The following is a 13,202-nucleotide window of genomic DNA, read 5'->3' on the forward strand; positions in this document are numbered from 1 at the left end:
GCCCGTACCCCCTGCCGCTTCAGCAGGCCCTCAGCAGCGCGCCGTCCTGCCACTTGAGGACCTTGTCGAAGCTGACGATCGCACCGCGGAGCGGGTGGTTGCGCAGCTGCACGTGGTCGGTGAGGGCGTGGATCAGGAAGAGGCCCCGGCCGGACTCCGCGGTGAGGTCGGGCAGGGTGTCGAGGTCCACCGGGCGAAGCGTGGGGGCCTGCGGACGGCACGGCAGCACGTGGGTGTCGTAGGGGCGGTCCTCGCGGCGCGGCCGGTGGCCGGTGAGCACCGGCCCGGGGACGCTGGCGCGGCCGCGCCGGCTGCGGCGCTGGCGGTGCCCGGCCGCTGCGGGGCGGGCCGGTGGGGCGGGCGGGCGCAGCAGTGATGGCGCGACCGGGGCGGCCGCGGGGGCCACGGTCAGCCCGGGACCGGAGTCGGTCACCTCGATCCGCAGCAGGTCGCCGCTGATCGACGCGCTGACCTGGAAGCCCTCGTCCGGCCGACCGCCGGCGCCGTGCTCCACGGCGTTGGCGCAGGCCTCGCTGAGGGCGAGGCCGAGGTCGTGGGCGATCTGCGGGTCGACGCCCGCCGTCTCCATCGCACCGAGCAGGATGCGCCGGGCCAGCGGGACGCTGGCCGGGTCGCGCTTGAGGTGCAGAGTCCACCAGATGTCCACGGGAGGTCCCTCCTGGCTGCGGCTCCACATATAGCGAGGTATCTCCGGGCGATTCCGGGATGAACCGTGCCGGAGGCCGGCTAACGCTCGTTCGGCGGATGGACTGGGGCCGTGCTCTGTGCCGAGCGGCGCACACGCGCGACCGCGCGCCGGGGCCGAACGGGGCATTCGTCGGACAAGCCACCGCGTTTCCCACCCCGCCCGTTCCTGCCCGGTAGGCGATGAGATGATGGGCCCCGCCATGACTGCCCACGCCGCCGCCCCGCACCCGGGCGACCCCGTACCGGACGCGCCGGTGGGGGCCGCCGCCTGGGACCTGCGGCTTGCGCGGGCCGTGCCGTTCGCACTGGTCTGCACGCTGATCGCGGCCACCGGACACGCACTGGCCAAGGGCGGGAACGTCGCCCCGGCCACACTGGCGGCGGGCTTCGCGGCCGCCCTGGTGCTGGCCGTGGCCCTCGGCGGGCGGGAGCGCTCGCTCGGAGCCATCGCCGGCGTGCTCGGCGCCGGCCAGCTCGGCCTGCACTGCCTCTTCCACGCCTCCGGCGGCCACGGTGCCGCGGTGGCCGGGATGCACCACGGCGCCGCGGGCTCCGGCCCGCTGACCCTGCCCGAGGTGGCCGGCCGGCTGATCTGCAACGAGGCCAGCCCCGGCACCCTGGCCGGGCTGTCCGGCGGCCCGACCCCCGAACAGCTGGTCGCCGGCGCGGGCCTGGACCCGAGCGCCTTCGCCGCCGCGCCCTGGTGGCAGGGCGGCCTGTTCGGCATGACGCCGTCGATGCTCGCGGGCCACCTCGCCGCCGCCCTGGTGGCCGGCTGGTGGCTGCGGTGCGGCGAGGCCGCGCTCTGGCGGCTGGTGAGGATCGCCGCCACCGCCGCCCGGGAGCACTGGGCGGCTCCGCTGCGGACCGCGTTCGCCCTGGCCGCCGCTCTGCTCGGCGGCCTGCTCGGCACGCCCGGACCGGTCCGCCGGTTCGGCGCGCGCGGCGGGGAGGGCCCAGCGCCGGCCGGTGCCGCGCTGCGGCACAGCGTGGTGCGGCGGGGGCCGCCGTTCGGGGCGCTCGCGTACTGACCCCGCCCCCCCGGTTCCCCACGGGCCGGGTTCCGGGACGTACGCGGCAGCCGGGCCGTCGCCGCGCGTCCGCGCGGTCCGCGGCCGTACCCCACCCCATCCCCGCGCTGCCCGGCCCCGCCGGGACACGGACCGCCCGTGCCCGGGAGCGGGCCCGCCGCCGAGCCTCCGAACGGAGACCCAGAAACCATGCGTTCCCTTCCCACCCGCCGTATCGCCGCCGTCGCCCTCACCGCCGCCGCCTCCGTCGTGCTGCTGGCCGGTCCCGCCTCCGCGCACGTGACCGTCCAGCCGGGCAACGCCCAGCAGGGCGGCTACACCGCCGTCGACTTCCGGGTGCCGAACGAGAACGACACCGCCTCCACGGTGAAGCTGGAGGTCAACCTCCCGCTGGACCACCCGCTGGCCTCGGTCCGCACCCTGCCGATGCCGGGCTGGACCGCGACCGTCGAGAAGTCCAAGCTCGACAAGCCGATCAAGGTGCACGGCAACGACGTCAACGAGGCCGTCTCCAAGATCACCTGGACCGCCGACGCGGGCACCAAGATCGCCCCCGGCCAGTTCCAGGAGTTCCGGGTCTCGCTCGGCCCGCTGCCGGCCGACACCGACAAGCTGGTCTTCAAGGCGCTGCAGAGCTACGACAACGGTGACGTCGTCCGCTGGATCGACGAGGCCCAGGACGGCCAGCCCGAGCCGGCCAAGCCCGCCCCCGTGCTGGCCCTCACCAAGGCCACCTCCGCCGACGGCCACGGCGTCTCCGCCTCCGCCTCCGCCTCGCCCGCCGCCGACGGCCACGGCCACGGCGACGCCAAGGAGCAGGCCGCCGACTCCTCCGCCAAGGCGAGCGACTCGACCGCCCGCGTCCTCGGCGTGGTCGGCATCGTGGTCGGCGTGATCGGCGCCGCCGTCGGCGTCCTCGGCCTGCGCCGCCGCAACGCCTCCTGACCCTCCACACCGGCGGGGCCGTACCCGCCGCCGTACCCGTGCGCCGGGTACGGCCCCGCCGGTGGTCCACCGCGTACGATCGGATCTCCCATGCCCCGCACCGCCCGTACCTCCCGCCTGGCCGGCGCCGCGGCCGTCGCACTCGCCGCCGCCCTCACGCTGACCGCCTGCGGCTCCGGCGGCAGCGGCAGCCCGGCCAAGGTCACCCAGCAGAAGGCCGACTCCCCCTACGACGGCACCGTGCTCAGCAAGCACTTCGACAAGCCCGACCTGCAGCTGACCGACACCTCCGGCCAGCCCTTCGACCTGCGCCAGAGGACCAAGGGCAGGTCCACCCTGCTGTTCTTCGGCTACACCAGCTGCCCGGACGTCTGCCCCACCACGATGGGCGACATCGGCGTGGCGATGAAGAAGCTCTCCGCCGAGGAGCGGCAGAAGGTCGACGTCGTCTTCGTCTCCACCGACCCGCAGCGCGACACCCCGCAGGTGCTGCGGACCTGGCTGGACTCGATGGGCGGCGACTTCATAGGCCTCACCGGCGACCTCGCCAAGGTGAAGGCCGCCGCCAAATCGCTCGGCATCATGATCGAGGACCCCGTGGTCAACGCCGACGGCACCGTCACGTCCACCCACGGCGCGCAGGTGCTGGCCTTCCTCCCGTCCGACGACAAGGCGCACGTCCTCTACCTCAGCGGCACCGAGGAGAAGACCTACGAGCACGACCTGCCGCTGCTCGCCGAGGGGGTCGCGGCGTGAAGGGCACCGGCGGGCCCGTCGGCTTCCGGCGGACCGCGCTCGCAGGGGCGGTGCTGGCGACGGCACTGGGCGGCGGCGCCATCCTGGTCGCCTGCGGTGCGGGCGGCCAGGACGGCGCCGCCGACGGGCCGGCCCGGCTGACCGTCGCGGACTCCTACATCCCGCTCCCGCCGGCCGGCGGGATGGCGGCCGGCTACCTGACCGTGCGCAACGACGGCGGCCGGGACCAGCTGGTCGGCGTCTCCAGCCCCGGCGCCGGCTCGATCACCATGCACCGCTCCACCGCCTCCACCATGGAGCAGGTCACCCGGCTGGACGTGCCGGCGCACGGCGCGTTGCAGCTCGCCCGCGGCGGCAACCACCTCATGATCATGGGATGGCAGAAGGCCCCCGCCCTCGGGGACGAGGTCGAGCTGGACCTGACCTTCGCGAAGGCCGGCACCATCTCGGTCAAGGTGCCGGTCAAGGAGCTCACCTACCGCCCCGGCCAGCAGTAAGGATCCGCCAGATGCCGAAGGCCGCGTTGCCGCAGACCGCCCGCCGCCGACTCGCCGGGCTGCTCGGCGTCCTCGGCGCCGTGCTCGCACTGATGCTCGCCGGCGCCGGACCGGCCGCCGCGCACGCCACCCTGCAGTCCACCGACCCGGCGCAGAACTCCGTCCTCGCCGCCGCGCCGCAGGCCGTCACGCTGACCTTCAGCGAGGCGGTCTCGCTCTCCGGCGACTCGGTGCGGGTGCTGGACCCGGCCGGCAAGGCCGTCGACACCGGCAACCCGGCGCACGCGGACGGCAAGGACAACACGGCGCGGGTCGGGCTGAACGCCGGGCTCGCGGGCGGCACGTACACAGTGGCCTGGCGCGCCGTCTCCGAGGACTCGCACCCGATCGGCGGCGCCTTCACCTTCTCGATCGGCGCCCCCTCGGACACCTCGGTCTCCGCCACCGCGCTGGGCAGTGCCGAGGCCGACGACGTGGTCGCCGCGCTCTACGGCACCGGCCGCACGGTGGCGTACGGGGCGTTCGCGCTGCTGGCCGGCACCGCCGCGTTCGTGCTGATCTGCTGGCCCGGCGGGGCGGCGCGGCGCCCGGTGCAGCGGCTGCTGATGACCGGGTGGGTGGCCCTGCTGGTCTCCACGGTGGCGGTCCTGATGCTGCGCGGCCCGTACGAGCGCGGCTCGGGCGTGGGGCAGGCGTTCGACCTGTCTCTGGTGCGCACCACCCTGGACGAGCGGATCGGCACGGCGCTCGCGGCCCGGCTGCTGCTGCTCGCGGCGAGCGGCGTCTTCCTCTCCCTGCTGGTCGGCCAGCTCGGGCAGCCGGCCCGGCCGACGGCCCCGGACGCCGGGGCCGAACCCGGCGCGAAGGCGGAGCCGGCGAAGGCGGAGGCCGTCGACGCGGCAGCGGCCGAGCAGGCGGCCGAGGAGGCCGAGCTGCGCGAGCTGGAGCGGCGCGCCGCCGAGCGGCCGGAGCGCGAGGCCCGGCTCGGCCTCGGCGTGGCCGGGCTGGTGCTGGCCACCGCCCTGTCGGCGACCTGGGCCGGCGCCGATCACGCCTCGGTGGGCATCCAGGTCTGGCTGGCGCTGCCGCTCGGCATGCTGCACCTGGTCGCGATGGCGCTCTGGCTGGGCGGCCTGGCCACGATGCTGGTCGGCCTGCGGCACGGGATCGGCGCGGAGGTCGCCGAACGCTTCTCCAAGGTCGCCTTCGGCGCGGTCGCGGTGCTCACCGCCACCGGCCTCTACCAGTCCTGGCGCGGCCTCGGCAGTTGGGGAGCGCTGACCGGCACCGAGTACGGGCGACTGCTGCTGGTGAAGACCGGCTGCGTGGTCGCGATGCTCGGCGTCGCCTGGGTCTCCCGCTCCTGGCTGGCCCGGCTGCGGTCCGCCCCGGCCGAGGCGGCCGCGGTCGAGCCGGTGGAGGTCGAGGCGCCGGAGCCGGCTGCCGTCGCCGCGCGGCACTCCGACGACCCGGTCCGGCAGGCCCAGCTGGCCCGCCAGCGGACCGCCCGGGCGAACGCCGGCCGCGACCGCGGACTCACCCCGACCCGGGCCGGGCTGCGTCGCTCGGTACTGGTCGAGGCGCTGGCCGCGGTGGCCGTGCTGGTGGTCACCACGATGCTCACCAACTCCCCGCCCGGGCGGGTGGCGGACGAGGTCTCGGCGGGGGCGGCCGCCGGTCCGGCTCCGGGCGTGCCCGCGCCGCAGACGGTGCCCGGCCAGACCCTGGAGCTCAAGCTCCCGTACGACACCAAGGGCCGCACCCCGAACGCCAAGGGCACCGCGACGGTGACCCTCAACCCGGCCCGGACCGGCCCCAACGAGGTGCACCTGAAGCTGGACGGTGCCGACGGTCAGCCGGTCGAGGTGCCCGAGGTGCAGCTCGCCTTCACCCTGCCGGACCGCGACCTCGGCCCGCTGCCGGTCACGCTGGCCCCCGAGGGCACCGGCCGCTGGAGCGGCACCGCGCAGCTGCCGCTGCCCGGCAACTGGGTGGTCTCGGTGGTCGTCCGTTCCTCGGACATCGACCAGGCCACCGAGATCAAGCCGCTGAAGATCGGGTGACCGCGATGGAGCGTACGGAGCAGCCGCCGCAGCCGGATCGATCGGAGCCGGAGCGTGCGGACCGGTCGGCGGCCGCCGGGAGCGGCCAACCCGGCGGGGTCACCCGGCGGGCCCTGCTGGGCACCGCAGGGGCGGGCCTGGTGGTCGGCGCGAGCGCGGGCGCGGCCGGGGCGGCCGCCCTGGACCGCCACCCCGCCCCCGCACCCGCACCCGCCGCCGGCCCCGGCGGCGGCCTCGGCGCCGCCCGGGTGCCGTTCCACGGCGCGCACCAGGCCGGCATCCTCGAACCGCAGCAGGCCCGGGTCCAGCTGGCCGCCTTCGACCTGGCGGACGGCGCCGGCCGGGAGGGTCTGCGGTCGCTGCTGCGGCGCTGGTCGCGCACCGCCGCCCGGCTTGCCGCCGGCGAGCCGGCCGACGAGTTCGAGAACCAGGTCGCGCTGGACGCCGGCCCCTGCTCGCTGACCGTCACCTTCGGCTTCGGCGCCGCCCTCTTCGACAAGACCGGGCTGGCCGACCGCCGCCCGGCCGCGCTGGAACCGCTGCCCTCCTTCCCGGCGGACGCCCTCGACCCGGCACGCGGCGACGGAGACCTGTTCGTCCAGATCGGTGCCGACGACGCCCTGGTCGCCGTGCACGCCCTGCGGGTGCTCCAGCGGCAGGCGGCCGGCACGGCGGCGCTGCGCTGGCAGGCGGCCGGCTTCGCCCGGACGCCGGGCGCCACCGCGCACCCGGTGACCGGGCGCAACCTGATGGGTCAGATCGACGGCACCAACAACCCCCGGCCCGGCGAGGAGGGCTTCGCCGACAAGGTGTTCTGCACCGCCGGGGGCGACCGGCAGGCCTGGCTGGCGGGCGGCTCGTTCCTGGTGTTCCGGCGGATCCGGATGCTGCTGGACAACTGGGAGGCACTGCCGACGGATCGCCAGGAGCGGGTGATCGGGCGGCGGAAGTCCGACGGCTCGCCGCTCTCCGCGCCCGCGGGTGCGGGCGAGTCCACCCCGGTGGACCTCGCCGCGCAGGGCCCGGACGGCGTGCTGGCGATCCCGGCCGACGCCCACGTCCGGGTCGCGGCACCGGCCGCCAACGGCGGGGCCGCGATGCTGCGGCGCGGCTTCTCCTACCACGACGGCCTGCTGCCCGACGGCGCGCCGGACGCCGGGTTGCTCTTCCTCGCCTTCCAGGCCGACCCGCGCCGGGGCTTCACCCCAGTGCAGCGCAGGCTCTCCCGGGGCGACGGCCTCTCCCGCTTCCTGCGGCACGAGGCGAGCGGCCTGTACGCAGTCCCACCGGGCGCCCCGGAGGGCGGGTACGTGGGGCAGACGCTGCTGGAGCCGTAGCCGCCGGCGGCCCCGGCCGGGCCCCGACCACGTGCCGGTCGGGTGCTGCCCACGGGCCGGAACACCGCCGTGGACAGCGGGTGAAAGTGGTTAAGGTGGCTTGCCCGGTTACCCATTCGCATGGAGGCACGGAATGTCGGCCACCCGCTACACCTACCTCGGCCCGGCGGGCACCTTCACCGAGGCCGCCCTGCGCACGCTGCCCGAGGCGGCGACCCGGGAGCTGGTGCCGCTGGCCTCCGTCCCGCTGGTGCTGGACGCGGTGCGCGGCGGCGAGGCCGCGGGCGCGTTCGTGCCGATCGAGAACTCCGTCGAGGGCGCCGTCACCGCGACCAACGACGAACTCGCCTCCGGCACCCCGCTGATGATCTACCGCGAGGTGCTGCTGCCGATCGCGTTCGCGCTGCTGGTCCGACCGGGAACGGAGCTGGCCGACATCCGGACCGTCACCAGCCACCCGGTGGCCCAGCCACAGGTGCGCCGCTGGCTGGCGGCCAACCTGCCGGAGGCCCGGTGGGAGTCGGCCGCCTCCAACGCCGACGGGGCCCGGCTGGTCGCCGAGGGCCGGTTCGACGGCGCCTTCGCCGGCGAGTTCGCCGCGCCGATCTACGGGCTCGACCCGCTGGTCAAGGAGATCGCCGACGCGCACAACGCGACCACCCGGTTCGTCCTGGTCGGCCGGCCCGGGCGGGTCTCCTCGCCGACCGGCGCGGACAAGACCTCGATGGTGGTCTGGCTGCCGGACGACCACCCGGGCGCGCTGCTGGAGCTGCTGCAGGAGTTCGCGGTGCGCGGGGTCAACCTGATGCGGATCGAGTCCCGGCCGACCGGCGAGGGGCTCGGCAGCTACTGCTTCCTGATCGACTGCGAGGGACACCTGGCCGACCGCCGGGTGAGCGAGGCGCTGATGGGACTCAAGCGGATCTGCCCGCAGGTGCGCTTCCTCGGCTCCTATCCGCGCGGGGACCAGCAGGCCTCCGAGCACCAGCGGCCGGGTACGTCGGACGCCGATTTCACCGCGGCCGCCGACTGGCTCTCCCGCTGCCTCGACGGGCGCGGGGACGTCTGACCGTCACCATTTGTCCTTCTGACCTTTTCCGACCGTTTTCGACCGCGCCCGCCGGGCCGGGCGGGTCACCGCACCCGTCGTCCACAGGGGCGTCGGCACGGGGAAGCGGCTGTCCACAGGGGCGCCGGCTGTCCACAGCCGCGAGTTATCCACAGGCCTGGGGATGAGTCGACAAAACGGTATAGCTACTGTCGGGTTCGGTCGGATCATCGGTTAGCGCCGCAGAGATGACTAATCGGACCAGAGTCACCCGTGTGCCAGCAAATCACCCGTCCGAGTGCTTCAATTCCCTCACCCGAGAAGGTCAAATGAGGTTTGAAACCTCAATTCCTTGGTTTTGAGTACGGCCTGCCGGCCCGGCCCGGCCGTCCACAGCCCACCGGTCCCGGCTGTGGATAACCTCCGGACGTCCGGCCGCCCACCGGAGTTATCCACAGGCTCGGGGGAGTTATCCCCAGGGGAAATCCGGTACCGGTGGACAGGCCCCCGCCCGGTAGGCTTGGGCCCGTGATTGACCTTCGCCTGCTTCGTGAGGACCCTGACCGAGTGCGCGCCTCGCAGCGCGTCCGTGGCGAGGACGTCGACCTGGTCGACGCCCTCCTCTCCGCCGACGAGCGGCGCCGGTCCTCGGGCAGTCGCTTCGACGAGCTGCGCAACGAGCAGAAGTCGCTCGGCAAGCTCGTCGCCAAGGCCCAGGGCGACGAGAAGACCGCCCTGCTCCAGCGCACCAAGGAGCTGGCCGCCGAGGTCAAGGCCGCCGACGCCGAACAGGGTGCGGCCAAGGAGGAGGCCGAGCGCCTGCTCCGCTCCCTGGCGAACCTCATCGACCCGGCCGCCCCGGTCGGCGGCGAGGAGGACTTCGTCACCCTGGAGGAGATCGGCACCCCGCGCGACTTCGCCGCGGAGGGCTTCGAGCCCCGGGACCACGTCGAGCTGGGCCAGATCCTGGGTGCGATCGACACCGAGCGCGGTGCCAAGGTGGCCGGCGCGCGGTCCTACTACCTGACCGGTGTCGGCGCGCTGCTGGAGCTCGCCCTGGTCAACATGGCGATCGCCCAGGCCACCGCGGCCGGCTTCATCCCGATGATCACCCCGGCCCTGGTCCGCCCGGCCGCCATGGACGGCACCGGCTTCCTCGGCCAGGCCGCCGAGAACGTGTACTTCCTCGAAGAGGAGGAGCGCTACCTCGTCGGCACCAGCGAGGTCCCGCTCGCGGCGTACCACATGGACGAGATCATCGACGCCGAGAAGCTGCCGCTGCGGTACGCCGGCTACTCGTCCTGCTTCCGCCGCGAGGCCGGCACCTACGGCAAGGACACCCGCGGCATCATCCGCGTCCACCAGTTCGAGAAGGTGGAGATGTTCGTCTTCACCTCGCCCGAGGACGCCGAGGCCGAGCACCGCCGCCTGCTGCAGTGGGAGAAGGACTTCCTGAACGCACTGGAGCTGCCGTACCGGGTGATCGACGTCGCCTCCGGCGACCTCGGCTCCTCGGCCGCCCGCAAGTTCGACATCGAGGCGTGGATCCCCACCCAGGGCAAGTACCGCGAGGTCACCTCGACCTCGAACACCACCGAGTACCAGTCCCGCCGGCTCTCCATCCGGATGCGCGAGGAGGGCAAGGTGCGCCCGCTGGCCACGCTGAACGGCACCCTGGTGGCCGTCCCGCGCACCATCGTGGCGATCCTGGAGAACCACCAGCAGGCCGACGGCTCGGTGGTCGTGCCGGAGGCGCTGCGGCCGTTCCTCGGCGGGCGCACCGTCCTCGAACCCGTCAAGTAACGCCCCACCACCCGCAGGCAGCACCCGGGAGACGCACGGCCCATGAGCAGCACAAGCCCCAGCCCCGTCTCCCCGGTCGACGGTGGCGACCTGCCTTTCCGGCTGGTCGCCACCGACCTCGACGGCACCCTGCTGACCGGTGAGGAGACCGTCTCCGAGCGGACCAGGGCGGCGCTCGCCGCCGCCACCGGCGCCGGGGCCCTGCACATCATCGTCACCGGCCGTTCGGCCGCCTGGGCCCGGCCGGTCTTCGACGAGATCGGCTACCGCGGGATAGCGGTCTGCGGCCAGGGTGCCCAGGTGTACGACGCGGGCGCGCACAAGCTGCTCACCTCGCTCACCCTGGACCGCCGGCTCGCCGCACTGGCGATCGCCAAGATCGAGGCGGAGACCGGTCCGCTGGCGGTGGCCGCCAACCAGGACGGCCTGGAGGGCGAGGTGCTGGCCGGCCCCGGCTACGAGCTGCTGATCGGCTCCGACCTGCCGGTGGTCCGGGTCGCCAGGGACGAGCTGCTCCTGAGCCCGCTCAGCAAGCTCTACGTCCAGCACCCCCGGCTCACCGACGACGGCCTCGCCGAGGCCGCCCGCCGGGTCGCCGGTGACCTGGTCGGCGTCGTGATGGCCGGCCCCGGCATCGTCGAGCTGCTGCCGCTGGGTCTCTCCAAGGCCACCGGCCTGGCCGTCGCGGCCCGCCGGCTGGGGGTGAGGGGTGCCGAGACCATCGCCTTCGGTGACATGCCCAACGACGTGCCGATGTTCGCCTGGGCCCGGTACGGCGTCGCGATGGCCAACGCGCACGAGGAACTGCTCGCGGTCGCCGACGAGGTCACCGCCGGCAACGACGAGGACGGCGTCGCCGCCGTGCTGGAGCGGCTCTACCCGGCGCGGTGAGCGCCCGGTGAGCGAGCGTCGGGCGAGAGCCGAGCGGGCGCCGAGCGGGCCGGGGTCGGCACCCGGATGCTGACCGCTCCGGGAAGAGTTTGTATGCTCCGCTGAAGCTCCGTGCCTCCTGGCGCGGTGCTCCTGTGCGGTGTTCCTGGCAGGGCCCGGGCCGTGCCCGCCGGACACGCGCAGGATTGCTGCTTCCGCCGGTGAGAGGTACGCGCATGTCAGGCCAGAGGGACGAGAACCCGTCGGGGGCGGACGGGCGTCGGCGTGCCGAGGGCGCCTCGCGCGGCGGCGTACGCACCGAGCGGCCCGCGGAGGGCGGCCGGGTCCCCGCACCCCGCCCCGGCGGCCGGGCCGAGGCCCGGCGGGCCGCCCAGGGCAAGGACGGCCGCGGCCGGACCGACGGCGCGCGGAGGGACGGCGGGCGCGCGGACGGCGCACGGGCCGAGGGCGGGCGGGCCGAGGCGCGCCGGGCCGCCGGCGGACGCCGGGCCGAGGCCGCCCCGACCGGTGGTCGGGCGGCGGCGCGCAACAGCCGCAAGCCCAAGCGCAACGTCAAGAAGACCGTCGCGTGGTCGGTGGCGGGCGTGATGGTCGTGCTGGCCGGGTGCGGCGGCGCGATCTACTACAAGCTGAACGGCAACATCAAGTCCTTCGACGCCGGGGCCGTCTCCACCGACCGCCCGCCGGAGGCCGCCGCCGACGCCAACGGCAACAAGCCGGTGAACGTCCTGCTCATCGGCTCGGACTCGCGCGCCGGCAAGAACAGCGACCTCGGCGGCGGCGACGAGGACGGCGCCCGCTCGGACACCACGATCCTGTTGCACGTCTACGCCGACCACAAGCACGCCGTCGGCATCTCGATCCCGCGCGACGCCCTGGTCACCATCCCGAAGTGCAAGCTGCCGAACGGGAAGTGGACCGAGGAGAAGTCCGGACAGATGTTCAACTCCGCGTTCTCGGTGGGCAACACCGAGACCGGCAACCCGGCCTGCACCCAGAACACGGTGGAGAAGCTCACCGGCATCCGGGTCGACCACACCATCGAGGTCAACTTCGAGGGCTTCTCGGCGATGACCGAGGCCGTCGACGGCGTCGACGTCTGCCTGCCCAACGACATCTACGAGGGGAACATCAACCCCAACCTGGGCAAGAAGGGCAAGATCATCCTGCCCAAGGGCAAGCAGAAGGTCTCCGGCCAGAAGGCGCTGGACTACGTCCGGCTGCGGCACGGCATCGGCGACGACTCCGACGTCGGCCGGATGAAGCGCCAGCAGGCCTTCCTCTCGTCGATGATGGCCAAGGTCAAGGGCCAGGGCCTCAACCCGACCACGCTGCTGCCACTGGCGGACGCGGCCACCAAGTCCATGACGGTCGACCCCGGGCTGGACTCGGCCAAGAAGCTGATGGACTTCGCGCTGTCGATGAAGAACATCGACCTGCACGACGTCAAGTTCCTCACCGCGCCGTGGCGCTACAACGGCCCCCGGATCGACCTGGTCCACCCGGCCGTCGACAACCTGTGGAAGACCCTCCAGGCCGACCGGACCATCGACGGCCAGGACGCCACCGGCAAGCAGGAGGACGCCGCGGCGAGCCCGACGGCCGCGCCGGAGACCACCTCGGCGGCGCCGACGCCGGCCGCCGTGGACACCCCGATCAAGGTCGCGGTCTACAACGGGACCACCGCCAACGGGCTGGCGGCCAAGGCCGCCGAGACGCTCAAGGCCGCCAAGGTCACCGTCACCACGGTCACCGGTGCGAAGAGCACCAACAAGGCGACCACCACGGTCGAGTACGGCAGCGGGCAGAAGGCCAACGCGGAGAAGGTGGCGGCACTGTTCCCCGGTGCCACCCTGACGCCCACCTCGGCGGCCGGGATCAGCCTCGTCCTCGGCAAGGACTACGCCGCCGCCAACGCCGGCGCGGCCGCCCCCGCGGCCGGCACGCCGAACGCCCCGGCACCGCTGCCCTCCGAGGTGGTCAGCGAGGCCCGTTCGGCCGACGACGACATCTGCAGCAACGTCTCCTACGGCTGAGCCGGCCGGCACGGGGTCCGTCCGGGCGGACGGACCCCGCAGCGCCGCTCGGCGCCCCCGGCACCGGCCGGGCCCGGTTCGGCCGGT

11 protein-coding genes are annotated in these 13,202 nt (G+C 74.4%); 10 read left to right on the top strand and 1 reads right to left on the bottom strand.

The window, feature by feature from the left end; genetic code table 11:
* Positions 1 to 19: 19 nt before the first annotated feature.
* Entirely contained in the window at positions 20 to 667 is a 648-nt protein-coding gene (locus tag ACF9IK_RS16785; RefSeq protein ID WP_395295003.1) for an ATP-binding protein, read from the bottom strand.
* 241 nt (positions 668 to 908) lie between these two features.
* On the opposite strand from ACF9IK_RS16785, the gene ACF9IK_RS16790 reads away from it, so the two are divergent.
* The 10 genes from ACF9IK_RS16790 to ACF9IK_RS16835 all read left to right on the top strand — a co-directional run bounded on the left by ACF9IK_RS16790 (position 909) and on the right by ACF9IK_RS16835 (position 13,115).
* A complete protein-coding gene (locus ACF9IK_RS16790; RefSeq protein WP_395295004.1) occupies positions 909 to 1,739 on the top strand; it encodes a hypothetical protein in 831 nt (276 codons plus the stop codon).
* Positions 1,740 to 1,928: 189 nt separating this feature from the next.
* Positions 1,929 to 2,684, top strand: a complete 756-nt coding sequence (locus ACF9IK_RS16795; RefSeq protein WP_395295005.1) for a YcnI family protein — start codon at positions 1,929 to 1,931, stop codon at positions 2,682 to 2,684.
* 90 nt (positions 2,685 to 2,774) lie between these two features.
* Positions 2,775 to 3,440 carry an SCO family protein gene (locus ACF9IK_RS16800; protein ID WP_395295006.1) on the top strand — a complete coding sequence of 222 codons (666 nt, stop codon included), beginning with the start codon at positions 2,775 to 2,777 and terminating at the stop codon, positions 3,438 to 3,440.
* Positions 3,437 to 3,937 (top strand): copper chaperone PCu(A)C, encoded by a 501-nt coding sequence (locus ACF9IK_RS16805; protein WP_395295007.1) that lies wholly within the window; start codon positions 3,437 to 3,439, stop codon positions 3,935 to 3,937. The genes ACF9IK_RS16800 and ACF9IK_RS16805 overlap by 4 nt, the downstream gene beginning before the upstream one ends.
* 11 nt (positions 3,938 to 3,948) lie before the next feature.
* Positions 3,949 to 6,000, top strand: a complete 2,052-nt coding sequence (locus ACF9IK_RS16810; protein ID WP_395295008.1) for a FixH family protein — start codon at positions 3,949 to 3,951, stop codon at positions 5,998 to 6,000.
* 5 nt (positions 6,001 to 6,005) lie between these two features.
* Positions 6,006 to 7,337 (top strand): iron uptake transporter deferrochelatase/peroxidase subunit, encoded by a 1,332-nt coding sequence (gene efeB / locus ACF9IK_RS16815; protein ID WP_395295009.1) that lies wholly within the window; start codon positions 6,006 to 6,008, stop codon positions 7,335 to 7,337.
* A 133-nt stretch (positions 7,338 to 7,470) separates the two neighbouring features.
* Complete coding sequence (gene pheA / locus ACF9IK_RS16820; RefSeq protein WP_395295010.1) at positions 7,471 to 8,406, top strand: prephenate dehydratase; 936 nt, start codon at positions 7,471 to 7,473, stop codon at positions 8,404 to 8,406.
* 507 nt (positions 8,407 to 8,913) lie between these two features.
* Positions 8,914 to 10,188, top strand: coding sequence for a serine--tRNA ligase (gene serS, locus ACF9IK_RS16825; RefSeq protein WP_395295011.1), 1,275 nt, complete (start codon positions 8,914 to 8,916; stop codon positions 10,186 to 10,188).
* A gap of 42 nt (positions 10,189 to 10,230) precedes the next feature.
* Positions 10,231 to 11,079, top strand: coding sequence for an HAD family hydrolase (locus ACF9IK_RS16830; RefSeq protein WP_395295012.1), 849 nt, complete (start codon positions 10,231 to 10,233; stop codon positions 11,077 to 11,079).
* Positions 11,080 to 11,294: 215 nt separating this feature from the next.
* Positions 11,295 to 13,115: an LCP family protein gene (locus tag ACF9IK_RS16835; RefSeq protein ID WP_395295013.1), complete on the top strand. Its 1,821-nt coding sequence runs from the start codon at positions 11,295 to 11,297 to the stop codon at positions 13,113 to 13,115.
* The last annotated feature ends 87 nt before the right edge of the window (positions 13,116 to 13,202 follow it).

Origin of the sequence: Kitasatospora hibisci, from assembly GCF_043950205.1 — a bacterium.
In the GTDB taxonomy this organism is placed as follows: domain Bacteria; phylum Actinomycetota; class Actinomycetes; order Streptomycetales; family Streptomycetaceae; genus Kitasatospora; species Kitasatospora hibisci.